The sequence below is a fragment of the Nocardia colli genome, assembly GCF_008704205.1.
In the GTDB taxonomy this organism is placed as follows: domain Bacteria; phylum Actinomycetota; class Actinomycetes; order Mycobacteriales; family Mycobacteriaceae; genus Nocardia; species Nocardia colli.
This window is the reverse complement of sequence record NZ_VXLC01000004.1, coordinates 832,594-856,645: the sequence shown is the minus strand read 5'-3', so window position 1 is coordinate 856,645 and position 24,052 is coordinate 832,594. Positions and strand designations below refer to the sequence as shown.

At 68.0% G+C, this 24,052-nt stretch carries 26 protein-coding genes; 14 read left to right on the top strand and 12 right to left on the bottom strand.

All coding sequences use genetic code 11. The annotated features are described in order from the left end of the window. Nucleotides 1-103: 103 nt before the first annotated feature. From F3087_RS16040 to F3087_RS16020, 5 genes are read right to left on the bottom strand one after another with little or no spacing between them, the layout of a single operon-like run. Nucleotides 104-1,648 (bottom strand): MFS transporter, encoded by a 1,545-nt coding sequence (locus F3087_RS16040; RefSeq protein ID WP_396897557.1) that lies wholly within the window; start codon nt 1,646-1,648, stop codon nt 104-106. Then, on the bottom strand, nt 1,641-3,281 hold the full coding sequence (pgm, locus tag F3087_RS16035; protein ID WP_150402679.1) for a phosphoglucomutase (alpha-D-glucose-1,6-bisphosphate-dependent): 1,641 nt from the start codon (nt 3,279-3,281) through the stop codon (nt 1,641-1,643). Before pgm ends, F3087_RS16040 begins: the two co-directional genes overlap by 8 nt. 47 nt (nt 3,282-3,328) lie before the next feature. Then, nucleotides 3,329-3,565 (bottom strand): hypothetical protein, encoded by a 237-nt coding sequence (locus tag F3087_RS16030; RefSeq protein WP_150402678.1) that lies wholly within the window; start codon nt 3,563-3,565, stop codon nt 3,329-3,331. After that, nucleotides 3,562-3,903: a DUF190 domain-containing protein gene (locus F3087_RS16025; protein ID WP_150402677.1), complete on the bottom strand. Its 342-nt coding sequence runs from the start codon at nt 3,901-3,903 to the stop codon at nt 3,562-3,564. Before F3087_RS16025 ends, F3087_RS16030 begins: the two co-directional genes overlap by 4 nt. Continuing rightward, nucleotides 3,864-4,223, bottom strand: coding sequence for a fluoride efflux transporter FluC (locus tag F3087_RS16020; protein WP_263407210.1), 360 nt, complete (start codon nt 4,221-4,223; stop codon nt 3,864-3,866). The genes F3087_RS16025 and F3087_RS16020 overlap by 40 nt, the downstream gene beginning before the upstream one ends. Before the next feature lie 266 nt (nt 4,224-4,489). Here F3087_RS16020 and F3087_RS16015 point away from each other — a divergent pair, with 266 nt between their 5' ends. After that, nucleotides 4,490-5,665, top strand: a complete 1,176-nt coding sequence (locus tag F3087_RS16015) for a lipase family protein (protein ID WP_396897556.1) — start codon at nt 4,490-4,492, stop codon at nt 5,663-5,665. Nucleotides 5,666-5,733: 68 nt separating this feature from the next. Here the strand turns inward: F3087_RS16015 and F3087_RS16010 are convergent, their stop codons facing one another. Next, the gene (locus tag F3087_RS16010; protein WP_150402675.1) at nt 5,734-7,233 is read right to left on the bottom strand and encodes an MFS transporter; all 1,500 of its coding nucleotides are present in this window, start codon (nt 7,231-7,233) and stop codon (nt 5,734-5,736) included. 117 nt (nt 7,234-7,350) lie between these two features. Here F3087_RS16010 and F3087_RS16005 point away from each other — a divergent pair, with 117 nt between their 5' ends. Further along, on the top strand, nt 7,351-8,022 hold the full coding sequence (locus F3087_RS16005) for a TetR/AcrR family transcriptional regulator (protein ID WP_150402674.1): 672 nt from the start codon (nt 7,351-7,353) through the stop codon (nt 8,020-8,022). 53 nt (nt 8,023-8,075) lie between these two features. Beyond that, nucleotides 8,076-9,374, top strand: a complete 1,299-nt coding sequence (locus tag F3087_RS16000) for a D-arabinono-1,4-lactone oxidase (protein ID WP_150402673.1) — start codon at nt 8,076-8,078, stop codon at nt 9,372-9,374. A gap of 3 nt (nt 9,375-9,377) precedes the next feature. Here the strand turns inward: F3087_RS16000 and F3087_RS15995 are convergent, their stop codons facing one another. Beyond that, the gene (locus F3087_RS15995) at nt 9,378-10,130 is read right to left on the bottom strand and encodes an SIR2 family NAD-dependent protein deacylase (RefSeq protein WP_150402672.1); all 753 of its coding nucleotides are present in this window, start codon (nt 10,128-10,130) and stop codon (nt 9,378-9,380) included. Nucleotides 10,131-10,239: 109 nt separating this feature from the next. Between F3087_RS15995 and F3087_RS15990 the strand changes: the two genes are divergently transcribed. The 3 genes from F3087_RS15990 to F3087_RS15980 all read left to right on the top strand — a co-directional run bounded on the left by F3087_RS15990 (nt 10,240) and on the right by F3087_RS15980 (nt 12,354). Further along, a complete protein-coding gene (locus F3087_RS15990) occupies nt 10,240-11,142 on the top strand; it encodes an oxygenase MpaB family protein (protein ID WP_150402671.1) in 903 nt (300 codons plus the stop codon). A gap of 349 nt (nt 11,143-11,491) precedes the next feature. Beyond that, nucleotides 11,492-11,905, top strand: coding sequence for an arsenate reductase ArsC (locus F3087_RS15985; RefSeq protein ID WP_150402670.1), 414 nt, complete (start codon nt 11,492-11,494; stop codon nt 11,903-11,905). A 50-nt stretch (nt 11,906-11,955) separates the two neighbouring features. After that, complete coding sequence (locus F3087_RS15980) at nt 11,956-12,354, top strand: VOC family protein (RefSeq protein WP_150402669.1); 399 nt, start codon at nt 11,956-11,958, stop codon at nt 12,352-12,354. A gap of 25 nt (nt 12,355-12,379) precedes the next feature. Here the strand turns inward: F3087_RS15980 and F3087_RS15975 are convergent, their stop codons facing one another. Together F3087_RS15975 and F3087_RS15970 are read right to left on the bottom strand one after the other, a co-directional pair. After that, on the bottom strand, nt 12,380-13,132 hold the full coding sequence (locus F3087_RS15975; RefSeq protein ID WP_150402668.1) for a helix-turn-helix domain-containing protein: 753 nt from the start codon (nt 13,130-13,132) through the stop codon (nt 12,380-12,382). 170 nt (nt 13,133-13,302) lie between these two features. After that, nucleotides 13,303-14,004 carry a TetR family transcriptional regulator gene (locus F3087_RS15970; RefSeq protein ID WP_223885092.1) on the bottom strand — a complete coding sequence of 234 codons (702 nt, stop codon included), beginning with the start codon at nt 14,002-14,004 and terminating at the stop codon, nt 13,303-13,305. An 88-nt stretch (nt 14,005-14,092) separates the two neighbouring features. Between F3087_RS15970 and F3087_RS15965 the strand changes: the two genes are divergently transcribed. Next, entirely contained in the window at nt 14,093-15,259 is a 1,167-nt protein-coding gene (locus tag F3087_RS15965; RefSeq protein ID WP_191093974.1) for an FAD-dependent monooxygenase, read from the top strand. 29 nt (nt 15,260-15,288) lie between these two features. Here the strand turns inward: F3087_RS15965 and F3087_RS15960 are convergent, their stop codons facing one another. Next, complete coding sequence (locus F3087_RS15960) at nt 15,289-15,795, bottom strand: hypothetical protein (protein WP_150402666.1); 507 nt, start codon at nt 15,793-15,795, stop codon at nt 15,289-15,291. 227 nt (nt 15,796-16,022) lie between these two features. Here F3087_RS15960 and F3087_RS15955 point away from each other — a divergent pair, with 227 nt between their 5' ends. The 5 genes from F3087_RS15955 to F3087_RS15935 all read left to right on the top strand — a co-directional run bounded on the left by F3087_RS15955 (nt 16,023) and on the right by F3087_RS15935 (nt 20,969). Continuing rightward, nucleotides 16,023-16,793, top strand: coding sequence for a dienelactone hydrolase family protein (locus F3087_RS15955; RefSeq protein ID WP_150402665.1), 771 nt, complete (start codon nt 16,023-16,025; stop codon nt 16,791-16,793). Nucleotides 16,794-17,008: 215 nt separating this feature from the next. Further along, on the top strand, nt 17,009-18,400 hold the full coding sequence (locus tag F3087_RS15950) for a bifunctional lysylphosphatidylglycerol flippase/synthetase MprF (RefSeq protein WP_150402664.1): 1,392 nt from the start codon (nt 17,009-17,011) through the stop codon (nt 18,398-18,400). Between the two features lie 8 nt (nt 18,401-18,408). After that, the gene (locus tag F3087_RS15945; RefSeq protein ID WP_150402663.1) at nt 18,409-19,350 is read left to right on the top strand and encodes a threonine/serine dehydratase; all 942 of its coding nucleotides are present in this window, start codon (nt 18,409-18,411) and stop codon (nt 19,348-19,350) included. A 66-nt stretch (nt 19,351-19,416) separates the two neighbouring features. Then, a complete protein-coding gene (locus F3087_RS15940) occupies nt 19,417-19,962 on the top strand; it encodes a thioredoxin family protein (protein WP_150402662.1) in 546 nt (181 codons plus the stop codon). An 83-nt stretch (nt 19,963-20,045) separates the two neighbouring features. Further along, on the top strand, nt 20,046-20,969 hold the full coding sequence (locus F3087_RS15935) for a hypothetical protein (RefSeq protein WP_150402661.1): 924 nt from the start codon (nt 20,046-20,048) through the stop codon (nt 20,967-20,969). Here the strand turns inward: F3087_RS15935 and F3087_RS15930 are convergent. Then, nucleotides 20,966-22,141, bottom strand: a complete 1,176-nt coding sequence (locus F3087_RS15930; RefSeq protein ID WP_150402660.1) for an MFS transporter — start codon at nt 22,139-22,141, stop codon at nt 20,966-20,968. The two genes, F3087_RS15935 and F3087_RS15930, sit on opposite strands and share 4 nt — an antisense overlap. An 82-nt stretch (nt 22,142-22,223) precedes the next feature. On the opposite strand from F3087_RS15930, the gene F3087_RS15925 reads away from it, so the two are divergent. Both F3087_RS15925 and F3087_RS15920 read left to right on the top strand, forming a co-directional pair. Then, nucleotides 22,224-22,655, top strand: a complete 432-nt coding sequence (locus F3087_RS15925) for a MarR family winged helix-turn-helix transcriptional regulator (RefSeq protein ID WP_150402659.1) — start codon at nt 22,224-22,226, stop codon at nt 22,653-22,655. A gap of 41 nt (nt 22,656-22,696) precedes the next feature. Continuing rightward, complete coding sequence (locus tag F3087_RS15920; protein WP_150402658.1) at nt 22,697-23,407, top strand: SGNH/GDSL hydrolase family protein; 711 nt, start codon at nt 22,697-22,699, stop codon at nt 23,405-23,407. On the opposite strand, the gene F3087_RS15915 is transcribed toward F3087_RS15920, so the two are convergent. Next, complete coding sequence (locus F3087_RS15915) at nt 23,401-24,012, bottom strand: dihydrofolate reductase family protein (RefSeq protein WP_150402657.1); 612 nt, start codon at nt 24,010-24,012, stop codon at nt 23,401-23,403. The two genes, F3087_RS15920 and F3087_RS15915, sit on opposite strands and share 7 nt — an antisense overlap. Between the last annotated feature and the right edge of the window lie 40 nt (nt 24,013-24,052).

The following is a 24,052-nucleotide window of genomic DNA, read 5'->3' as shown; positions in this document are numbered from 1 at the left end:
TTGGAATTGGTGCGCCGCGCGCAGTTTCGCCAGCGATTTCGTACGCTGCGAGCAAACGTGCGCGCGTCACCTCCGCTGATTAGCGGTCGGTGACGCGCAGGAGTTAGCGCGCGACTGAGTCGCGGGCGATCGGTCCGGAGTCCGCGTCGGCGGGATCGGTTGCGCGGCCGACCGGGCGGTCGTGCCCCGCCGATTTCCGCGCGGCCGAATCGCGCGTCGTCGCTTCCGTGCCGGATCGCTCCGGGCTGCCGATATCGGGCACCGAGCCCTCGGCGGTAACGGGCTCGGCGATCGGCGGCACCGGGCTGTCGGCGATCGGCGCACCGGCCGCGTCGTTCACCGCGTGCTCGACCTCGGCATCCTGCCCCGCCAGCTGATGATCGGCCCCGTCCGCACCACAGATGTGGTCGCATTCGCCTTCCGCCTTACGCGACGGTTTACGCAACGGCTCCGGCACCAACGCCCAGCCCACCGCCGCGACGGCGAGCAGCGCACCGGTCACCGCGAGCGCGAGACCATACGACGCCTGCTGCGCCAGCGCACCGACGGCGACCGGACCGAGCACGGTCCCGAGATCCGCCGCCATCTGGAACCCGGCCAGCACCGGCCCACCACGAGCATTCGGCCCGATGATGTCGGCGACCGCGGCCTGCTGGGTGGGCGTGAACATGCCCGCCCCGAGACCCGCCACGAACGAGGTGCCGAGCAACCACGGCAGCGTGTCGGCGATGCCGAGACCGGCCGTGCCGAGCGCACAGACCAGCGACCCGACGATCAGAAAGGGCTTGCGCCCCCAGCGATCCGAGTATCGGCCCGCGGCGAAGAGCACCGCGATATTGCCCGCCGCGAACACGGTCAATGCCACCCCGGCCATGCCGGGCGTCTGATGCAGCACCTCGACGACGAGCAACGGCACCAACGCCATGCGCACACCGAAGATCGCGGCCCCGTTGGCGAAGTTGGACCACAGCACCGCCCGATACTCCGACCGGGCCCACGCTTCCCGGAACGACATCATCCGCAGTCCACCAACGGGTTCCGGCGCGGCCAGCTGCGAATTGCGCAGCGCCAGATACACCGCGACGGTCACCACGAGCAACGCGACCGCGTAGATCACGAACGGCATCCGCAGGCCGAGCCCGGACAACGCCCCGCCGACCAGCGGCCCGCTGACCGACCCGATCAGGAACCCGGTCGACCACAACCCGGATACCCGCCCGCGCGCGGCGGGCGGCGACATCCGGATCACCAGCGCCAGCGAGGACACGGTGAACATGGTCGACCCGATTCCGCCGAGCGACCGCAAAACCATCAGCTGCCAGTAACTTTGGGCGAACGCGCTGGCTCCGGTCGACACCGCGACGATCAGCAGACCGCCGAGATACACCGACCGCTCCCCCAGCCGCTGCACCAGCCGGCCGCTGACCGGCGCGAACAGCAACCGCATCAACGCGAACGCGCTCACGATCGCCGAGGCCGCCGCGACCCCGACGCCGAAGCTGCGGGCGAACTGCGGCAGCACGGGCGCGACCAGCCCGAACCCGATGGCGATGACGAACGCGCCGCCGACCAGCACCCAGATCTCGATAGGCAGTGGCTCCGCCCGATCGCTGGACCGGGCCGGGCCGACTGCCGGGGATCTACTCACCGCCTAGCGCCTGTCCCACCACTTCCTCCGCGGCCGCCTGCACCTGCGCGAGGTGCTCGGGTCCGTGGAACGACTCCGCGTAGATCTTGTATTTGTCCTCGGTGCCCGAGGGGCGGGCGGCGAACCACGCGTTCTCGGTGGTCACCTTGAGCCCGCCCAGCGGCGCGCCGTTGCCCTTCGCCCGGGTGAGCACGGACGTGATGGGCTCACCAGCGATCTCCTTGGTGGTGATCATGTCCGGAGTCAACTTCGCCAGGAGCGCTTTCTGTTCCGTCGTCGCGGCGGCGTCGATCCGCGCGTAGGCCGGACTCCCGTAGCGGCGTTCGAGTTCGACGTAGCGCGCCGACGGGCTCTGGCCGGTGACCGCGGCGATCTCGGCGGCCAGCAGCGCGAGCAGGATGCCGTCCTTATCGGTGGTCCAGACGGTGCCGTCCATCCGCAGGAAGGACGCGCCCGCGCTCTCCTCACCGCCGAAAGCGAGGCTGCCGCTGAACAATCCGGGCACGAAGAACTTGAAGCCGACCGGCACCTCGTGCACGTCCCGGCCGAGTACGCTGACCACTCGATCGATCATCGACGAGGTAACCGCCGTCTTGCCGATCTTGGTGAGCGCGTCCCAGCCCATCCGGTTCGCGACCAGATACTCGATCGCCACCGCGAGGAAGTGGTTCGGGTTCATCAGCCCGCCGTCGGGCGTGACGATGCCGTGCCGATCCGCGTCCGCGTCGTTGCCGGTGGACAGGTCGTAGTCGTCCTTGATCGCGATCAGCGAGGCCATCGCGTAGCGCGAGGACGGGTCCATCCGGATCTTGCCGTCGCTGTCCAGCGTCATGAACCGCCAGGTCGGGTCGACGAACGGGTTGACCACCTCCAGCTCGAGGTCGTAGCGCTGGCCGATCTCTTCCCAGTAGTCGACGCTCGCGCCGCCCATCGGGTCGGCGCCGAGCCGGATGCCCGCGCCGCGAATCGCGTCCAGGTTCAACACATTCGGCAGGTCGGCGATGTAGTGGTCGAGGTAGTCGTAGCGCTGGACGTTGGTTTCCAGCGCGTGCTGCAGCGTGGTCCGCTTGATCTCGGACATGCGGTCGCGCAGCAGCTCGTTGGCGCGCGCGGCGATGGCGTCGGTGGCGGTGTTGTCGGCCGGACCACCGTGCGGCGGATTGTATTTGAAGCCACCATCGCGCGGCGGATTGTGCGACGGGGTGATCACGATGCCGTCGGCCTGGTTCCGGGTGCCGCCCCGATTGTGGCGCAGCACAGCATGACTCAGCGCCGGCGTCGGCGTGTACCGGTCGCGGGCGTCGATCATCGCGGTCACGTCGTTGGCGGCGAGCACCTCGAGCGCGGTGACCAGGGCCGGCTCGGACAGCGCGTGCGTGTCCCTGGCCAGGTACACCGGACCGGTAATCCCGCGGGTGGCACGGTATTCCACGATCGACTGGGTGATCGCGAGGATGTGTGCCTCGTTGAACGCCGTGTCCAAGCTGGAGCCGCGATGTCCCGACGTGCCGAAAACCACCTGCTGCGCCGGATCCTCCGGATCCGGAATCCGGCTGTAGTACGCCGTGACCAGATGCGCGATGTCTTCCAGGTCGGTGGGACGCGCGAGTCGCCCTGCTCGATCATGGGCCATGCTCGGGTCTCCCTTCCGTATCGGCTGTGCCCTGCTCGTCATCAGGATCATGGGCACAACCACTGTGTCGTCGACGCGGCGACGAAGACCGCGATCAGGCCGGCCGCGACACTGGTTTTCAGCAGCCGGTTGCCCGCACCCGCGCCGATCAATCCACCGAGCAGCGCCGAACCGACAATGCTAACGGTCAGCGCGCCCAGTGGCAGCAGAGAAGCGAAACGTGCTGGTACGACATGGTCTACGCGGTGCGCTGCCGCGCCGGACCTGACGAGCGGCAGGGTCATCGGGCGGCTCCCTGCCACAGTTCCAGTGGCGAGAGCGCGACATTCAGGGTGGTGAAAAGCTCCGCGTTCTGTTCGACGAACGCGCGCAGCCGGATCGGTTCGTCGACCAGCATCAGCACCAGCGGCAGATGCTCGGCCATGTCGAGTACGCGCGTGGTGTGGATCCGGGAGGACGCGCCGTAGCCTTCGATGCCGCGCCACACGCTCGCGCCGGCCAGGCCGGTGTCGCGGGCGCGCCGGACGATCTCCGCGTACAGCGGCGTGTGCCGCCATTTGTCGTCCTCGTCGAGCAGCACCGTCAGTCGCGCCGCGGGTTGCCACTGTCCTGCTTCTCCCACTGCCTGGCCCCCTTCCGTCGTGCCGTTGCCTGCCGAGTGAATCCAGTTGTCCACCCCGACGACGCCACCACCGCTCCCCCGCGGGAGCCGGGCGCCTGGACCGCGGCGCCCGATTCGAGCAGTCTACGAACCTCGAGCCGGTGGGTGGAAAAGGTGGTGAAACCGCCGAGCACTCCGATACCGAGAACGGGACGCAGCAGTCTGTGGGCTACCCACACCTCGGTGCTCAGAACCATCAGAATCCCGATAGCAAAGCATCCCATGACATTTACCGCGCGCGTCGACCAGGGGACCCTCCGCGCGCACGCCACCCGAGTCATGTTATCGGGTGTACCGGACGGTCCGTTCAGCCGGACCCTGCGGGTCACAGCACTACGAACAGCGTTGTTCATTGACATTGGGCCGAGTTCCGCGTACGAATGGCCTGAAGGTTTGGCCGAAGTTGCCTCCACCCCTCACTCACAAGGTCGGAGCAACGATGGTGGCACAGCGGGCACAACCGAATGCGCACCCGGAAACGGCGGAATCCCGCCGACCGGGTCCTCAGCAAATATCAGGCAGACGGCAACTAGCCGTCGGCCGTACTTTGCGTCGACTCTCGATCGTGGCCCTCGCGACGGCGGCGGCCGGGCTCGGACACCTCGCTCCCGCGGTGGCCGCTCCTATCTATCCGGTGCCCGACGGCGACGGCTTCTATTCCGCGCCACCGGATGTCGCGAACTTCCAGCCGGGCGACGTGATGCGCAGCAGGCAGGTGCCCGCGGCCGGCTTTCCCGGCGCGACGGCCTGGCAGCTGCTCTACCGATCGACCAATTCGGCCGACGCGCCGATCGGCGCGATGACCACACTGCTGCTGCCGCCGGGCGGCGGGATGAACCGGCCGATCGTGTCGTATCAGCCGTTCGTCAACTCGCTGGGCATGCAGTGCGCGCCGTCGCACAGCATCTTCGACGGCACCATGCAGGAGGCGCCCGCGCTGAACATGCTGCTGGCCCGGGGCTGGGCGGTCGCGGTGCCCGATCATCTCGGACCGACCAGCGCCTACGGCGCCGCGAAGCTCGGCGGGCGGCTGACCCTGGACGGCATTCGCGCGGTAAAGCGTTTCGGCCCAGCCGATCTCGGCGGTAGCCCGGTGGGCATGGCGGGTTACTCGGGCGGCGGCATGGCGACCGGGTTCGCGGCGGCGCTCGCGCCCGAGTACGCACCCGAACTGCCGATCGTCGGCGCGGCCCAGGGCGGTGTCCCGATGAACATCGGCAAGCTGGCCCAGGACGTCGGGTTGCAGCGCAGCCCGCTGTTCGGCCTCGGCTTCGCCGCCGCCATCGGGCTCGAGCGGGAGTACCCCGCCGAGTTGCAGATGGACCGGATCCTGAACCCGGCCGGCTACGCCCTGCGCAACCAGATCGCCAACGCCTGCACCAGCCAGATCATCGACGCGGGCGCGAACAAGAGCTTCAGCGATGTCTTCTACGGCGCGATGGATGCCGACCCGACGGTGGTCCGGATCCTGCACGAGAACAGCATCGAGATCTACCCCGGCGTCCCGCGCACCCCGATCTACGAGTGGCACGGCGCCAACGACCAGGTGTCCCCGCAGCTCGTGCGCGACGTCCTCGGCCGGTACTGCAGCCAGGGCGTGCGCGTCCAGCTCGACATGATCCCCGGCGCCGACCACGGCACCGCGATCGCACCGGGCGCGATCAATGCGTTCAACTACCTCGGCGACCGCTTCGCGGGACTGCCCGCTCCCAGTAACTGCTAGGTCTGTACACAGCACAGCGGCCCGCATTCGACATTGAATGCGGGCCGCTGTGTCGTTCGAGCGGAACGTCAGTGCGCGAGCACCGGCTCACCCTCCGACGGCACGGGCACCGTGTTCGGCATGAGCACCGCGGTGATCAGCGCGCCGGCCACGAAGATCGCGGTCGCCCACCAGAAGCTGGTGGTGTAGCTCTCCACCGCGGACTGGGCGACGGTCAGCGGATCCGGCGTGCGGGTCGACAGGTAGTCGGTGGCGGCCGAGGCGGCGATGGTGCTGAGCAGCGCCGTGCCGATCGAGCCACCGACCTGCTGGCTGGTGTTGATCATCGCCGAGGCCACACCGGCGTCCTCGTGGTGCACCCCGGAGGTCGCACCCTGGAACGCGGTCGACATCGCGCCACCGAGGCCGAGGCCGAGCAGGATCAGCGCGGGCAGGATGTGCGAGGAGTACCCGGTCTCCAGCCCGATCTGGGTCAGCCAGGCCATACCGCCTGCGGCGATCAGGAAGCCGCCGGACATGACGACCTTCGGGCCGAGCTTCGGCAGCACGAACGAGGGCACGGTGGTCGAGGAGACGACCATGGCCGCGACCATCGGCAGGAACGCCAGGCCGGTCTTGATCGGCGAGTAGCCCATGCTCAGCTGCATGTAGTAGGTGAGGAAGAGGAAGATCGCGAACATACCGATGCCCATGACGAACACCGTCAGGAACGAACCGCCACGGGTCCGGTCCAGCACGATGCGCAGCGGCAGCAGCGGGTTCTTGACCTTGGTCTCCAGGAAGGCGAACACGCCGATCAGCACCGCGCCGCCGATCAGGAAGCCGAGCGTGACCGGGTTGGTCCAGCTGGTCGATTCGGCGTGGGAGAAGCCGTACACGATGCCGAACAGGGCCGCGGTCACCACGATGGTGCCGGGGATGTCGAGCTTGGGCCGGTTCTCGGTCACGTGCTTGGCCAGCAGCAGCACCGCACCCACCAGGGCGACGGCGGCGAAGGCCAGGTTGACGAACATCACCCAGCGCCAGTTGGCCCATTCGGTGAGCATGCCGCCGAGCAGCAGGCCGATCGCACCACCGGCACCGGCGACCGCACCGAAGATGCCGAATGCCTTGGCGCGCTCACCCGGTTCGGTGAACGTGACAGTAAGGAGCGACAGGGCAGCCGGAGCCAGCAGCGCGCCGAACACACCCTGGCCGACGCGGGCCGCGACCAGCATCTCGAAGCTGGTGGCCGCGCCGCCGACCGCGGAGGCGCCGGCGAAGCCGATCAGGCCGATGATGAAGGTGTTGCGGCGACCGAAGAGGTCACTGAGCCGGCCGCCGAGCAGCAGCAAGCTGCCGAACGCGAGCGCGTAACCGGTGACCACCCACTGGCGGTCGCCGTCGCTGAAGCCGAGGTCGCGCTGCGCGGCGGGCAGGGCGATGTTCACGACGGTCGCGTCCAGCACGACCATGAGCTGTGCCACGCCGAGGACGGCGAGCACCCACCAACGCAGGGCGTGCGAGCCGCGACGGCCCTGATCCGGTTTCGCGGGGGCGGGTGCCCCACGGTCGAACGTGGTAGTCATGTGTCCCCTTTGTCTCGAGTATTGATGCGGAGTTGACGCCTCCGGTTACTGTTAGAAGCTACCACCATAACGGAGAGAACGCCTCCGCTTAATCCCGATACTTGATAGGATGTGGGTGTGAATCACGCCACGGCCCTCTCTCCACCCCGGCGCCTGCGTGCCGATGCCGCCCGGAACCAACAGCGGATCATCGCCGCGGCACGCGAGCTATTCGCCGACCACGGGCTCGAGATCACCCTCGACGACGTCGCAGAACGCGCCGGCGTCGGCGTCGGCACCGTCTACCGGCGGTTTGCCAACAAAAAGGAACTGATCACCGAGGTCTTCGAACAGAGCATCACCGAGTTCGCCGAGGCGGCCGAGTCCGCCTACCGGCACGCCGATCCCTGGTTCGGACTCGTCGAGTTCTTCGAATACGCCTGCCGTCATATGGCGAAGAATCGCGGCTTCAGCGAGGTGATGCTCGAACTGGAGGACGACGTCGACCGGTTCGTCGTCGTGCGCGACCGGATCAAGCCGACCGTCACCGGCATCGTCGACCGGGCCCGCGAGGCGGGCGTGCTCGCGCCCGGCATCGAGCCCTCCGACTTCTTCGCGCTGATCCACATGGTCGACGGCATCGCCGAGTTCGCCCGGCCGGTCAATCCAGACGTCTGGCAGCGTTATATGGCCATCGTGCTGAACGGCGTGCGCTCCGAGCAGACCCCGCCGCAGCAACTGCTGGTGCCGCCGCTGAACGACACCGAGGTGGAACAGGCGAAGGGCGCGTGCCAGGGACGCAAAAGGTAACAACTGCGTTATAGGTAGGCCAGATCACACACTGATCCCCTACAGTTGGACACATGACCAACTCGTGGGTGAACTGGGCTGGCGATCAACAGTGCGCACCGGCGACCATCGCCGCCCCGCGCACTGCTGATGAGGTCGCCGAGATCCTCGGCCGGGCCGGCGATGCCGGTCAGATCGTGCGCGTCGCGGGCGCCGGACATTCGTTCACCGACACCGTCCTGACCGACGGCGTGCTATTGAACCTGGCCAATCTCAACCGCGTCCTGGACGTGGACACCGCCACCGGACGCGTCCGGGTCGAAGCGGGCATCACCCTCAACGCCGCGAGCAACCAGCTGCACGAGCACGGCCTCGCCTTCCCCAACCTGGGCGACATCGACGTACAGACCGTGGCCGGCGCGACCGCCACCGCCACCCACGGCACCGGGGCCACCCTGCAAAACCTCTCGGCCGCAATGCATTCCATCGAACTGATGCTCGCCGACGGCAGCCGGGTCGAGCTGAACGCCGAGACCGATCCGGACGGCTGGCGCGCGGCTCGGGTCAGCGTCGGCGCACTCGGCGTGATCACCGCGATGACGTTGCAACTGGTGCCGTCGTTCGTGCTCGAAGGCATCGAGCGGCCGATCCCGGTGGAAGACCTGCTGGCCGACCTGGATACCTACGTCGACACCAACGAGCACTTCGAGTTCTACATGTTCGGCCACAGCCCGCTGGCCATGACCAAGCGCAACAACCCGGTCGAGCTGGTCGAGCAGCCGCGCAGCAAGGCCGCCGACTGGTTCACCGACATCCTGGTGTCCAACCACACCTTCGACCTGCTGTGCAAGCTCGCCCGCTGGCAGCCGCGCATGGTGCCGATGATCCAGCGCGGCGCCGCCTACGCGGGCAGCTACCGCCGCCAGGTCGACCGCTCCTACCGGGTCTTCGCGTCCCCGCGCCTGCTGCGCTTCACCGAGATGGAATACGCGATCCCGCGCGAGCACGCCGTCGCCGCGATCCGCGAAATCAAGGCCGTCTCCGCGAGTTCCGATACCGCGATGCCGATCGAGATCCGCTGGGTCGCCCCCGACGACGCGTTCCTGTCCCCCGCCACCGGCCGCGACACCTGCTACATCGCGGTGCACCAATACCGGGGCATGGCCTACGAACCGTACTTCCGCGCCTGCGAGGCGGTATTCGACAAGTACAACGGACGCCCGCACTGGGGCAAGCGGCACTTCCAGACCGCGGACACGTTGCGCGAGCGCTACCCCGACTGGGATCGCTTCGCCGAGGTGCGCCGCCGGTTCGACCCGAAGGGCCGGTTCAGCAACGCCTACCTGGACCGGGTGCTCGGCCCGATCGACTAGGCGTTATCCGCGCGCGGCGAGGATCTCGGCGACCAGGCGCGGGACCGCGGTGCCGATGGGTTCGCGGACCAGCTCGGTGGCCATCGAGTCGTACGGTGTCGCTTCGTTGTTCACGATGACCAGGTCCGCGCCGTTCTCGACGGCCACGGCACACATCGAGGCGGCCGGCTCGACCTGCAGCGAGCTGCCGATCGCCAGGAAGACGGCGCTGGTCTGCGCGGCCAGCGCGGCTTTCAGCATGGTGCGCCGATCCATCTGCTGGCCGAACATGATGGTCGCCGATTTCAGCACGCCGCCGCACTGCGGGCACGGCGGGTCCGCCTCGCCGGCCGCGACTCGGTCGAGGGTCGCGGCCATCGTTGTCCGGTAATCACATTCGACGCAGACCACCTCGAACATGTTGCCGTGGATCTCGATCACCCGATCCGGCGGTGAACCGGCCCGCTGATGCAGCTGGTCGATGTTCTGCGTGATGATCGTGACCGCGCGCCCGGCCTGTGCCAGCTCGGCCAGCGCGATGTGCGCGGCATTGGGCCGCGCCTGCCAGGCCGGGTTGTCGCGGCGGGCCAGCCACGCGCGTTGCCGCAGTTCCGGATCGGCCAGGTAGTTGTCGTAAGTCGAAAGCAGTTCGGCGATCGGGTCTTTCGTCCACACGCCGCGCGGGCCGCGGAAGTCGGGGATGCCGGAGTCGGTGGAGATGCCCGCCCCGGTGAGCACCCCGATGCGGCCGTCGCGGCTGCGCCACTCGCTCGTCATGACATCGAGCCTAGGGGGTCATCCGAGTTCGAATGACTCTTCGCAAGACGATGAGAGAATGTTACGCTAATCCTCTCATCGCTTTGGGTGTTGATCAAAGGAGATCACGATGACCGTGTCCGCCCTCGAATCCACCAGCGCGCCCGCGGCGCGCCGCCCGTTCGCACCGGGCACCCGGCTCTGGGACGAAACCGGCCTGATCACCTTCTCGCTCACCGCCGGTTCGGCCTTCCTGTTGCAGACCATGGAACCGAGCATCTCCGCGGTGGTCGACGAGCACTCCACCTTCCGCACCGACCCCATGGGTCGCGCCCTCCGCAGCATCGCCTCGGTGATGATGTGGATCTACGGCGGCGACGAGGCACTCGTCGAGGCCGATCGGCTGCGCACCATGCACGCCTCGCTGAACACCACCGACGCGCACGGCGTCCGGCACAAGGCGCTCGCCTCCGGGCCGTGGGCCTGGGTACTGCACACCGGAACGTTCGCCTTCGCCGAGAACGCGAAGTACTTCGCCCGCAACCCGCTCTCCCCCGCCGAGAAGGAGGCGGTCTACCAGGAGATGGTGCAGCTGATGCGCAATTTCTCGGTGGCGCCCAAGGAGATTCCGGCGAGCTACCCGGAGTTCGAGACCTTCTTCAACGACATGGTGGCAAATCAGTTGGAGGCCACCGGAACCGCGCGCGACTACCTGCGGGTGATCCGTTCCGTCGCGCCGCCGAAGCAGTTGCCGCGCGTCTTCGCGCCGATCTGGCGGCGCGCGGTCGCACCGGTCGGCCGGATGCAGTACTTCGTCACGGTCGGCACCACACCCGAGGTCGCCCGGGCCAAGCTCGGACTGACCTGGAGCGAGTCCGACGAGCGCAAGCTGCGCGCACTCGGCTGGATGATCGCCCGGGCCGTTCCGCTGCTGCCGGAACGCGTGCGCTACTTCCCGATCGCCTACGAGGCCCGCCGCCTGGAGCGCGACCGCGCACGGTTGCGCAAGATGATCGACTTCCGCCCGATCTGAGCGATGCCTTCGACGGCGCCGTGGCCACTATCGGCCGCGGCGCCGTCTTTGTTTGTGTGGCAATGGCTTTCGATTCGCCTACAAACCGACCAGTCCGGAAACCGGCTCCGATCAATCCCTTCGAACGCGACATCGGCGTCATCCGCACTTATCCTATAAAGGGCTGTGCAACAACAACTTTCGAAGCACCTCGAGTGCGGCGAACCGGCCCGATGAGGGGCGTTACTGCGGACGAGGACCTGTCCGCAGTAACGATCTTCGTCGCGCTGGTATACGTATCCCGTACGCTTCGACAGCGTTTCGGCCCCAGACAATTCTTGCTTCAGCTCCGCTCACGAAAGGCGCTTCTATGCCGCACAAGCCCAGCGTGCTGTTCATCTGCGTGCACAACGCGGGCAGATCGCAGATGGCCGCCGGGTTCCTCAGCACGCTCGCGGGCGACCGGATCGAGGTCCGGTCGGCAGGCAGCGCACCGGCCGACGCGCTCAACCCGGTCGTCGTCGCGGCCATGGCCGAGGTCGGCATCGACATCTCGGGCCGCACGCCCAAGCCACTGACGATGGACGCCGTCGGCATCTCCGACGTGGTGGTGACCATGGGCTGCGGCGACGCCTGCCCGTTCTTCCCCGGCATCAGCTACCGCGACTGGGTGCTGCCCGATCCGTCCGGGCAGACCATCGACGTGGTCCGCACCATCCGCGACCGCATCCAAATTCTCGTCGAGAACCTGATAGCCGAACTGGTCCCCGCGCTCGCCCGCTGAGGTCCGATTTGTTCAAGACCGGCGGGGGCGTGGGTGGTTACGGTTCGGGTATGACTCCACAACTCGACGTCATCGGCATCGTTGTCACCGATATGAGCGCCTCGGTCGCGTTCTATCGCCGCCTCGGCCTCGACTTCCCCGACGGTTCGGAGGCTGAGCCGCATGCCGAAGCGGCGCTGCCGGGTGGTTTCCGGCTGGCCCTCGACACCGAGGCGACCATCAAGTCCTTCCACGCCGACTGGCGGCCCCCGACCAGTGCGGGCCGAATCGGATTGGCGTTCCGCTGCGCCGATCCCGCCGAGGTCGACTCGGTGTACGCGACGCTCGTCGGGGCCGGATACCACGGTGAGATGAAGCCGTGGGATGCGTTCTGGGGCCAGCGCTACGCCGTCGTGCAAGACCCGGACGGTAACGGCGTCGACCTCTACGCGGCACTCTCGGCAGACTGAACCAATTCTCCACACAGGCGCCTGATCAGCCCACCTCCGACAGCGGGCGAACCTCTTCGGCGCGAGACCGAGTCAGCACCTGCCCCAACGGCATTCCGGTGAGGTCACGCACCTCCCGGGCCAGGTGTGCCTGATCCGCGAAGCCGGTGGCGGCCGCGGTGTCGGCGAACGACACCCCGCGCCGCGCCGCCGCCAGCGCGCGTTGCATGCGCAACACCCGCGCCAAGGTCTTCGGTCCGTAACCGAACGCCGCCAGCGAACGCCGATGCAGCAGCCGCGCATTCCGCCCGGCCGCATCGGCGGTCGCGCCCACCGACCAGCCCGCGTCCAACGCCGTCACCACGCGCCGCAGCACCGGGTCGGGCGGCGCCACCTCCGCCGCCCGCCGCAGCGCGATCCGCTCCAACGTCGACACCGGATCGTCGGCCTCGCCGAGTTCCTCGCTCAGCCGCCGCACCGTCCCCGACGACCACACATCGGCCAGTTCGATTCGCTGGTCCCGCAATTCGTCCGCGGGCACTCCGAGCAGCGCGGGCGCCGTCCCGGGAAAGAATCGAATCCCGGCGTACCTGGTCCCCACCGCCGCGACCGGCCGATAGGCCCGCGTATCCGGCCCGGCGATGACGAGCTGCCCGCCGACCCACAGCAGATCGATACACCCGTCCGGCAGCACCGGCATTCCGGCGTCCTGCTCGCGCACCGTCCGCGTCCACACGACCGCCCGCTCGAACCGCGACGGCCGCTCCCGGTACCCGCCGCTGCTCGAGGTCTCATCCATATTCCGACGCTACCGCCGCTCACCGACACCACCAGGGGTCGACCGCGCAACCGACCTGTTCGTCCGGCTCGCCGAAAAACTGCCGCGACCACCACGTCCGACCGTTCCTGATGGACGGCGCCCGCTTCCACCGGCTCGCTGTCTCAAAAATAATGTCTCAAAAAGAGGCATTATTTGAGATATCGGTAGACCGTCGCCCGCGAAACACCGAGGACTCGCGCGACATCCGGAACACTGCGCTTTTCCACCTGGTGCAGATGCCGAGCCTGCGCGACCAGTTCGGGCGTCATCGCGGCGGGACGCCCGCGCTGCCCGTTGGCCGGCGTGGGATCGACGGACAACAGCAGCCGCACGCCTTCGAGCACCTCGGTCCGCAACTCCGCCACCGGAGCCTCGGCATACAGCACCACCGGATCGCTCAGCCCGGCGATCGCCTGACTCGCTCGCACCCGTTCGGCAAAGGTCGGGTTCGGCCCGGCGACCAGCAGGTTCGCCTGCATCATCGTGTCCCGGAAGCGATCGAAAATGCTTCCGGGAGCGGCCAATGCGAGATCGTTGACGTTGAGCCTGAGCAGATAGCGGTACTCGATGAAGGTCTCCAGCAACCCGTGGATCACCCGCCGCCGCGCCTCGCACGGATCCGGATGCCGCGCCTCGGCGACGGTCGACTCCATGGCCGTGAGCAGCGGTTCCGCCAGCCCGGCCAGGATGTCGTACTTGCTCGGATAGTGGTACAGCACGCCGGCCTTGCTGATGCCGAGCTGTTCGGCGATCGCGCGCACCGAGGTGCGGTGATAGCCGTGCGCCGCGAACAGGGCCATCGCCACCTCGAGGATCTTCGCCTGGGTATTCGGCGCCGTTTCGTCACTCACGGCTCGATCCTACCGCTTGACTGACCGCTGGTCAGTGATCTACCTTCATGACTGACCAACGGTCAGTATCAATCTCGAGGAGGCCACCGTGCCGAACAACCCCCGCGTTCTCATCTCCGGCGCCAGCATCGCCGGCCCCGCACTCGCCTTCTGGCTGGCCCGCAACGGCTTCGCGCCCACCGTGGTCGAACGGACGCCCGCCCTGCGCGACGGCGGCAACGGCGTCGACATCCGCGGCGACTCCGTGCGCATCGCCACCGAAATGGGCATCCTGCCCGCCCTGCGCGAACGGGCCACCGACATCCGCGAATTGACCTTCGTCGACGCCGCCGACCGCCGCGTCGCGGGCATGCCGACCAGCACCTTCAATGCCGAGGGCGACATCGAGATCATGCGCGGCGATCTGGCCCGGGTGCTCTACGACGCGACCGCCGACGACGTCGACTACACCTTCGGCGATTCGATCGCCACCATCGCCCAGCGCCCCGCCGGCGTGGACGTCACCTTCGACAGCGGCAGGCAGGCCGAGTTCGACCTGGTGATCGGCGCCGACGGATTGCATTCGCGGGTCCGCAATCTCGCGGTCCGGCCGGAGGCCGACGCGCTGCACCATCTCGGCATCTACTTCGCCACCGCCCGCGTCGACGCCGATCTCGGCCGCCCGCGCTCGGTGGTCCTGTACAACACGCCGGGCAAGGTCGCCGGCGTCTACCGCTCCGGCAACCACGACATGGCCACCGCGTTCTTCGCCTTCCGCGAGCCCCGCGTGCTCGACTTCGACCACCGCGACCAGGCGGCGCAGAAGTCGTTGCTGCACCGCTACTTCGGCGATCTGGGCTGGCAGGTGCCCACGCTGCTGGACCAGGCGAGCGCCGACGAGGGCTTCTATCTCGACGCGGTGAGCCAGGTCCGGATGCCGGCCTGGTCGAACGGACGGGTCGCGCTGGTCGGCGACGCGGGCTACTGCGCGACGCTGCTGTCCGGCGCGGGCGCCGCCCTGGCGCTGGAGGGAGCGCACCTGCTCGCCGGCGAGCTGGCCGCGGCCGACGGAGACCATCGAGTCGCGTTCACCCGCTACCAGGACAGGCTGCGCCCGACCGTGCTGAGGCGCCAGCGCTCGGTCCGCGCGAGCAGCGCGATGCTGATTCCCGCCGCGGGCAGCCACATCTGGCTACGCAACCAGCTGACCCGCCTGTCGGTCCTGCAGTCCATGGCCGCCCGGGTCTATCGCCCGACCCCGGCCGAGGCCGCGTGATCGACCCGCCCGCCGCCCGGCGCTGAACCTCAGCGCTGGGCAGGCATCGGCATCACCCCGCGCGGGACGACGCGCACGAACGCGTCGGGGTGCGCGGCGGCGATTTTCGAGTCAGGGTCTTTGCAACCGACCGTGACTTCGCCGACCGGGGCGGCGGAAAACGTCCACACCGTCATCCAGTCCTTGCCATTCACCGATTCGGTCTTTTTCACATCCGAGGATCGTAGATCTTCGTTCCGCCCGGAACTGTCGACCACCGTGCAGCGCAGCTCATTTGCCGCCGCGCCCCACTCCGCGGGCACCCGGATATCCATCACCGCGTCGGCGGGTACCGCGACTTTCTTCGTCTCGCCGAGCGCGATCCGCACGCCCCCGCCGGTTTCGCTGTCCGCGCCCACGGCGGTCGTGGTCGCTTCCGAGCTGGACGTCCCCGGATTACTCGACGAGGACGTTTCCTTGCTTGCGGACTTGTCGTCGGAACATCCCGAGACGACCACCGCGACCAGCGCCGGACCCACCAGCCAAATCAATTTCACAGATCAAACCCTCTCGTCGTGCCCCACTTACCAGGCGATTGGTACGGATCAGCGATCGAACTGCGGGTGCGCCTCGTGACCACGGGCACGCCGCCGACAGACAGAGCATGACAACTTCGGAGTCGAATGGAGAGTACACGCGCCCGAAATCGCCGATTTATTCAGTAATTTGCCGGAGTAATGTTGGCTCGTTCGGTTGTCACCATTACTCCACGGAGACTCGTCTGATGACTTCACCCGTCGCGTTCAACGCGGTCGAAATTTCCCTGCCCGACGGCACCGCCGACGCCTACTTCGCCCATCCCGGCGACAACGCCGCGCATCCGGGCCTGCTGTTCTATCCGGACGCGCTCGGCCTGCGACCGACGCTGCGCGAGATGGTGGAAACCATTGCCGCGCACGGGTTCGCCGTACTCGCGCCCAATTTCTTCTACCGCTCCGGTCGCGCGCCGGTGGTGCCGTTACCCGATTTCAGCGAACCGGACGCGATGGGCGACTTCTTCACCGACCTCGCCCCGGTGCGGGAGGCCCTCACCCCGGACAAGGCCATGCAGGACGCGCACGGCTACCTCGCGTGGCTCTCCGCCAACGAACTGGTGGCGCCCGGCGCGCTCGCGACGACCGGCTACTGCATGGGCGGCCGGCTCGCCCTACGCACCGCGGCGACCTTCGGCGACCAGATCGCCGCCGCGGCCAGCTTCCACGGCGGCTTCCTCGCGGCCGACGACCGCCCGGACAGCCCGCACCACACCGCGGCCGACATCACCGCCGAACTGTTCGTCGCGCACGCCGACCACGACGGGTCCATGCCGCCCGAGGACATCACCCGGCTCGAGCAGGCGCTGGACAAGGCGGGCGTGCGCTACACCTCCGTCGTCTATCCCGACGCCCCACACGGTTTCACCATGCGGGACACGCCGGCCTATCGCCCGGAGGCGTACCAGCGCCACCTGGACGATCTGCTGACGCTGCTGCATCGTTCCTTCCGCCCGGAATAAAGGCCATATCATCCGATGTTTCGGCTGGAGTCGGTATCGACTCCAGCCGCCGGATCGTCTTGTGCCCGTCACGCGACCAACCGGACGGTTTCCAAGGGGGTCGTTGCCGCTGGAACCGCCGGTTCCGCATAGTGTTGTGAGTAGGCGATCACGGGAGGACCACATGGCGATGCTGTTGTGGATGGAGGAACGCGACAACGGGGCGGAGTTCCGGCGTGAGTGACGAACGGGGAACGGCGGCGGCCGCACAGCGATACTCGTCCTTCACCGGGTACCGCCAGGCCGCGCTCACGACCACCTCGTCGACCCGCCCGGTCTTCATCGGCGTCGCGCTGGTCGTCAGCGTGCTGCTGGTCTACGCGGCCCATCCCGCCGCGAAGGACGGGGCCGATCACGCGTGGTTCGTCGGCATCGCGGTGGCGGGCGTGTTCGTGGCCCGCGGGCTGCACCTGCGCCGGCCGATCACCCTGGCGCACTTCGCGGTCGCCGTTCTGGTGCTCGCGATCGCGAGTCTCGCCTACCGCGCCGAGCATCCCGGCATCGGTTTCGTGCTGCTGGCCGCCAGCGGATTCATCATGGTGCTGCCGCAGTCGAGCCGGCCACAGCCCGAACAGCTCTACCGGGTAGCCGAATTGGTCGGCCGGACCGAACTGGACCCGCTGGCGCCGTTCGCCCTGCACTCCTCGAAAACCTACTTCTTCAACGGCAATTCGACCGCGGGCATCGGCTACCGCACGCGCTTCGGCATCGCCGTGGTGGCCGGCGATCCGATCGGCGACCGCGCGGCCTTCCCCGAATTGCTCACGGAGTTCTCCGAATTCGCGATCAACCAGGGCTGGCGGGTCGCGGTGCTCGGCGCGAGCCCCGAGCTGGCCGAGCTGTGGCGTCGCCGCGCGCTCGATCACCGCGGGCTGCACGCCGTCCCGATCGGCCGCGACGTGGTGATCGACGTGGACGAGTTCAAGATGGTCGGCCGGCACTTCCGCAACCTGCGCCAGGCGGTCAGCCGCACCCGCAACTTCGGCGTCACCACCGAGATCGTGGACGAGTCCGCGCTCACCGACGCGCAGCGCGACGAGCTGCTCGCCATCGTCGACTCGTGGGGACACGGCAGGCAGACCCGCGGTTTCTCCATGATCCTGGACCACCTGCTCGACGGGCGGAACCCGAACATGCTGGTGGTGATGGCCAAGGACGAGCACGGAACGCTGGCCGGCTTCCAGCGCTACGGCGTGTCCAACCGCGGCCGCGAGCTCAGCCTCGACGTGCCGTGGCGGCGCAAGGACGCGCCGAACGGGCTGGACGAGCGGATGATCATCGACCTCGTCGACTACGCCCGCGAGCACGACATCCACCGGATCTCGCTGGCCTTCGCGCCGTTTCCCGAGCTGTTCGCCGACAAGGAGAAGTCGCGCACGGCGAAGCTGATCTATGTGGCTGTGCACCTGGGTGATCCGCTGATCCGGCTGGAATCGCTGTATCGGTTCCTGCGCAAGTTCCACGCGCTGACCGATCAGCGGTTCGTGCTGATCCGCTGGCGCGAGGTGGTCATCGCCGCCGCCGCGCTGCTTACCCTGGAGTTCGCCCCGCACCGCCGCGAACACTGAGGAAGCCGATGGAACTCACGCACAGCGATATCAAGGCCGCCGTCGAACGGGTGGCGGGCCGGGTCCGGCCGATCGCCCTCGCCCCCGCCGACGACGGGCAGCTGTGCTTCGCGCTGGAGTTCCTGCAGCACACCGGCAGCTTCAAAGCCCGTGGCGCGCTGAACTTCCTGCTCACCCACCGGGAGAACGGCACGCTGCCGGACGCGGGCGTGACCATCGCCTCCGGCGGCAATGCCGGGCTGGCCTGCGCCTGGGCCGCGCGCAGTCAAGGCGTGCGGGCGACGGTGTTCCTGCCGGCCACCGCGCCGAAGGTGAAGGTGGACCGGCTGCACTCCTATGGCGCCGAGGTCACGCTCATCGGCACCCAGTACGCCGACGCGCTCGCGGCCAGCCGCGAATTCGCCGCCAGGACCGGCGCTCTGCTCTCGCACGCCTACGACAACCCGCTGATCGCCGCGGGCGCGGGCACGCTGATGGAGGAGATCCATCAGCAACTGCCGGACCTGGACACCGTGGTGGTAGCCGTCGGCGGCGGCGGGTTGTTCGCCGGAGTAGCTACCGCCGCACAGCATTACGGCGTCCGGACGATCGCGGTGGAACCCACGCGGTGCCGCGCTCTCAACGCGTCGATCGAGGCCGGCGAGCTGGTCGACGTGGACATCGACTCGATCGCGGCGGACTCGCTCGGTGCCCGTCGGGCCACCGAATTGGCGTTGTTCGCGGCACAGAACTACAACGTCACCTCGGTGCTGGTCGACGACGCCGACATCGTCGCGGCCCGCCGAGCTATCTGGGAAGACCGCCGCCTCGCCGTCGAATACGGTGCCGCCACAGCACTTGCCGCACTGCGCGGCGGTGCCAACCCGCCGGCTTTCCGCCCGGAACCCGGCGAGAAGGTGTGCGTCGTAGTGTGCGGCGCGAATACCGATCCCGCCGATCTGGCCACCTGATCCCCGGCGAACGCCACCGAGCGGAGTTACGCTCGTACCGTCTTCGATCCCGACGGAAGCACTTCCATGGCGCTCGCATCCCGCATGGTTCCCCTCGGCACACCGGCACCGGACTTCACGCTGCCCGATCTAGATCACCGGACCCATTCGCGCGCGGACTTCGCCGGCGGTCCCGGCCTGCTCGTCGTCTTCGCGTCCAATCACTGCCCGTACGTCAAGCATCTCGAAGCGGCCCTGGGTGAACTCGTCGATTCACTGCCCATCCCGACGGTGGCGATCTGCACCAACGACATCGTCAGCTACCCCGATGACTCCCCGATCCGGCTGCGCGACCAGGCCATTCGCGCCGGCTGGACGTTTCCCTACCTGGTCGACGAGTCACAGGAAGTAGGCCACGCCTTCGAGGCCGCGTGCACTCCGGACTTCTTCCTCTACGACGCGACCCTCGCCCTCGCCTACCGCGGCGCCTTCGACGAATCCACCCCGGGCAACGGAAAACCGTTGACCGGCAACGCATTGCGCGCCGCCATCGAAGCGGTCCTGGATGGCAAGCCGGTGCCCGAACCGCACCGGCCGAGCATGGGCTGCTCGATCAAATGGCGCGCGGACTGAATCAGCGCACGACAATCCGCGCCGGCTCGGCGAGAATGAACGCCGAAGGCCGGACTTGACCGTCCAACGAAAGGGGTGGGACGTTGGCAACGATCGTCCTCGTGCACGGAATCGCCCAGGAGCAGGCCGCGGCCGACACCCTGGAGGCGCAATGGCTGCCGGGATTGGCGGGCGGGGTGCGCAACCACGGCGACAACGAGCTCGCCGATCGCCTGTGGCGCAACGGTTTACCCGGCGACATCTCGACCAGGATGGCGTTCTACGGCAATCAGTTCCTGGCCGAGGGCGCGCAGGGCACCGCGGTCGGCGACCTCGACGACGAGCAGCTCGAACTCATGGAGCAACTCGCCGAGGAGTGGTTGGCGACGGCCGCCGAGTTCGCCGGCGACCAACGCGACCGCGCGACCGCCCAGCGGTTGAGCGCCGTGCCGCCGCCGGAGGCCAAGCCGCAGGGGGCCAAAGCCGCTCTGCGCCCTGCGCTCAACGCGCTGGTCCGGCTGCGCTGGTTCGCACCGTTCGGCGTGGGGCTCGCGGAGAAGTTCGTGGTGCGTGCCCTGTCTCAGGTCACCCGGTACTTCACCGATCCAGCCGTTCGCGAGTACGCGCAGCAGCAGGTGCTCGCCCACATCGGCCCGGAGACGAAGCTCGTCATCGCGCACTCGCTCGGCTCGGTGGTCGCCTACGAGGCGCTGCACCGGGTCGACCAGGAGGTGACCCTGCTGACCATGGGTTCACCGCTCGGCCTGCGCACGGTCATCTACGACCGGCTCCAGCCGAAACCGTCCACCGTGCCCAAATCCGTTGCCGGCTGGCACAATCTGGTCGACCGCGACGACCTGGTCGCCGCCCACCTCGATCTCGTCCCGTACTTCCCGCCGTTCCCCGGCGCCGGCGTCGCCCCGATCACCGAGGAACCGCTGGACAACGGCGCGAGCCCGCACGATTCCACGAACTATCTGACGAAGGCGATCACCGGCGGCATCGTCGCCAAAGCACTGACGCCCTAACGGTTCTCGACAGCCCGCGTCCGTTCGGACGCGGCGCTGGACGCACGCCACCATAGGTACGCCGCCAACGCCAACCCCACGACGGTGAGCGCAGCACCGACCAACGGAATCGATCGCAAGCCCGATCCGTCACCGATCACCGCACCGCCCAACCGTCCGGCGACGGCCGCCGCGAGCTGAAACCCGGAGGCGTTGACCGCGACAGCCAGCGTCGGCGCCACGGCCGCTGCCGCGACAACCCGCGTCTGCATCCCGGGAATGATCGCGAACGCCAGCGCGCCGATCACGAAAGTCAGTATCGCCGCGGATATTTGGTTCCCACCGACGAGCCAGAACAGAAACAGCGCGCCGGCCAGAGCGGCAAGCAGTCCCGTCACCGAAGGCAGCAGTGCCCGGTCGGCCAACCACCCGCCCGCCTGATTGCCGACTACCGCACCGACGCCATACACCAGCAACAGCACCGGAACCGTACTCGCAGCGAACCCGCCCACATCGGTGAGCAGGGGCGTGATGAACGTGAAAACGGTGACCACACCGATGTTTCCGAGCGCTGTGAGCCCGATCGCCCACCACACCCCGCGGTCACCGAAGACCCGCAACTCACCGAACACCGAACCATCGGCCGCGGGCAGGTCCGGCATGAACCGGACCACCAACGGCAACGCCACCGCCGCACACACCGCCACCGCGACGAACGTCGCCCGCCAACCCAGACTTTGGCCGATAACCGCCCCGATCGGCGTCCCGAGCACGATCCCCAGATTCATCCCGAGCGCCACCCGCGCCACCGCCGCAGCCGCTTTGCCTGGCACCGCGGTCGACACCGCGGTAGCGATCGCCACCGCGAAGAACGTGGCCACCACCAACCCCGCAGCTCCCCGCATCACCAGCAGCACAGCGTAATTCGGCGCGATCGCCGATCCCAGATTCGCGAGCACCGCGAACAGCACCAGCCCGGCGACCAGTCGCTTACGCCTCACCCGAGCCGTCGCCACCGTGACCACCGGCCCGCCGACGATCATCCCGATCGCATACGCGGTCACCAGCATTCCCGCCGATGACACCGAAACATCAAGCCCCGCAGCCACTTCCGGCAGAATTCCGGCGATCACGAACTCCCCGGTCGTGAGACTGAACACCACCAACATCAACGAAAACACAGCAGGCCGCATCAGGCATCCTCATATAGTTCTAACTCAAATGATATGAACTAGAACTATCACAGTTCGAACCATGAGCGCTAGACTCGGACCAATGAACCGCCAGCCCCCGCCGACCGTGGACACCGAGCTCGACCGGGACGTCTGCAAGCTGGTGCACCAGTTCACCCACCGGCTCGACGTGCACGTCCGGCGCGTCGCCGAACAGCTGGACCTCACCCCGTCCCAGGTCATCGCCCTGCGCGAATTGTCGGAGCCGATCACCGCGCGCGAGCTCGCCACCCGCATGTCCTGCGAGCCGTCCAACGCGACCTTCGTCCTCGATCGACTCGAGCAGCAGGAGTTGATCCGCCGTGAACCCCACCCGACCGACCGGCGGGCCAAGCAGATCGTGCTGACCCCGGCCGGTCAGCGGCGGCGCGCCGACGCGGTCGAGCTACTCGGCGCCGAGTCGCCGCTCACCTCGCTCACCGCCGCGCAGCAGAAGGCGTTGCGCGATCTGCTGCACGCCATGGCCGAGGACTGATCACTTGAAATAGACATACGTACGCACGTATTGTTTGTTTCATGACCGTGGCTATCCCCACCACCGAAGAAACCGATCCGTTCTGCCTGCCACCCTTGGAGGCCGCGGCACTGATCTACGACGCCCCCTGGCAACGCTTCGCCGTGATCGGCGACAGCCTCTCCGCCGGCACCGGCGACCCGAGCCCGGGCTACGCCACCCTCGGCTGGAGCGACCGGGTGGCCGACGTCCTGCGCCGCGTGCACCCCGGCCTCGCGTATCTCAACACCGCGGAAATCGGGGCCACGACTCCGGAAACCCTTCGGCAGCAAGCGGATCGAATGCTGGAGTTCGCCCCCGAGCTGCTGCACCTGCCGTCCGGCGCGAACGACATCGTCCGCCGCACACCGGATTTCGACGAGATCGAACAGGTGCTGCGCGACATGTACCGCATGGCGGCAACCACGGGCGCCCGGCTGACCGTCTTCACCCTCGGCAAAGCCTATGTCGTGCCGGTCTTTCCGGATTGGCGTGACCGCGTCCGCCGGGTCAACGACCGCACCCGCAAGCTCGCCGCGGAATTCGACGCCACGGTGGTCGACATGTGGGATCATCCGCTCAACGAACGCCCGAACCTGTTGAGCGCGGACGGTATTCACTTCGCCACCGCCGGACAGGCGGTCCTCGCCACTGAATACGTCAAACAGCTCGCGCACCTGCTCGCCCCCGCGATGCGGGCCGTCCAGGACAGCCCGCCGCGGGTGGACTACTGATCCTTGGACAGCGCGGCCTTCGCCGTCTCGTAGTCACCGGTCGGCGCCGCATCGTCCTTGGTGTAGACGAGGTGCAGTACACCGGTGGTGAAGGTCTCCGAAGACAACAGCCGCAACGGCAGCGTCGAGTCACTCTCGTCGAACAACCGCAGCCCCTTGCCGACCGTGATCGGGTGCACCAGCAGGTGCAGCTCGTCCAGCAGCCCCGCCCGCAGCAACTGGCGCACGACCGACACCGACCCGCTCATGCCGATGTCGCCGCCGGGCTCGTTCTTCAGCGCGGTCACCGCCTCGACCAGATCGCCCTTCAGCACCTCGGAGTTGCGCCAGGGCAGGTCCAGGTCCTGATGCGTGACCACGATCTTGCGGGCATCGCCCATCGACTTGGCCATGCCCGCGTCCTCGCCGCCGGCGTCCTCGCGCTCCGGCCAAGCCGCCGCGAAGCCCTCGTAGGTCACCCGGCCCAGCAGCAGCGTGTCGGCGGTCCCCAGCTGCGCGGAGACCGCCGCACCCATCTCCTCGTTGAAGTACGGGAAGTGCCAGTCCTGCGGGTCGGCGACCACGCCGTCGAGCGCCACGAACATGCCTGCGGTGATTTTCCTCATCGTCCATCTCCTGGATCAGTAGTGCCGGTGTTGCCTGATC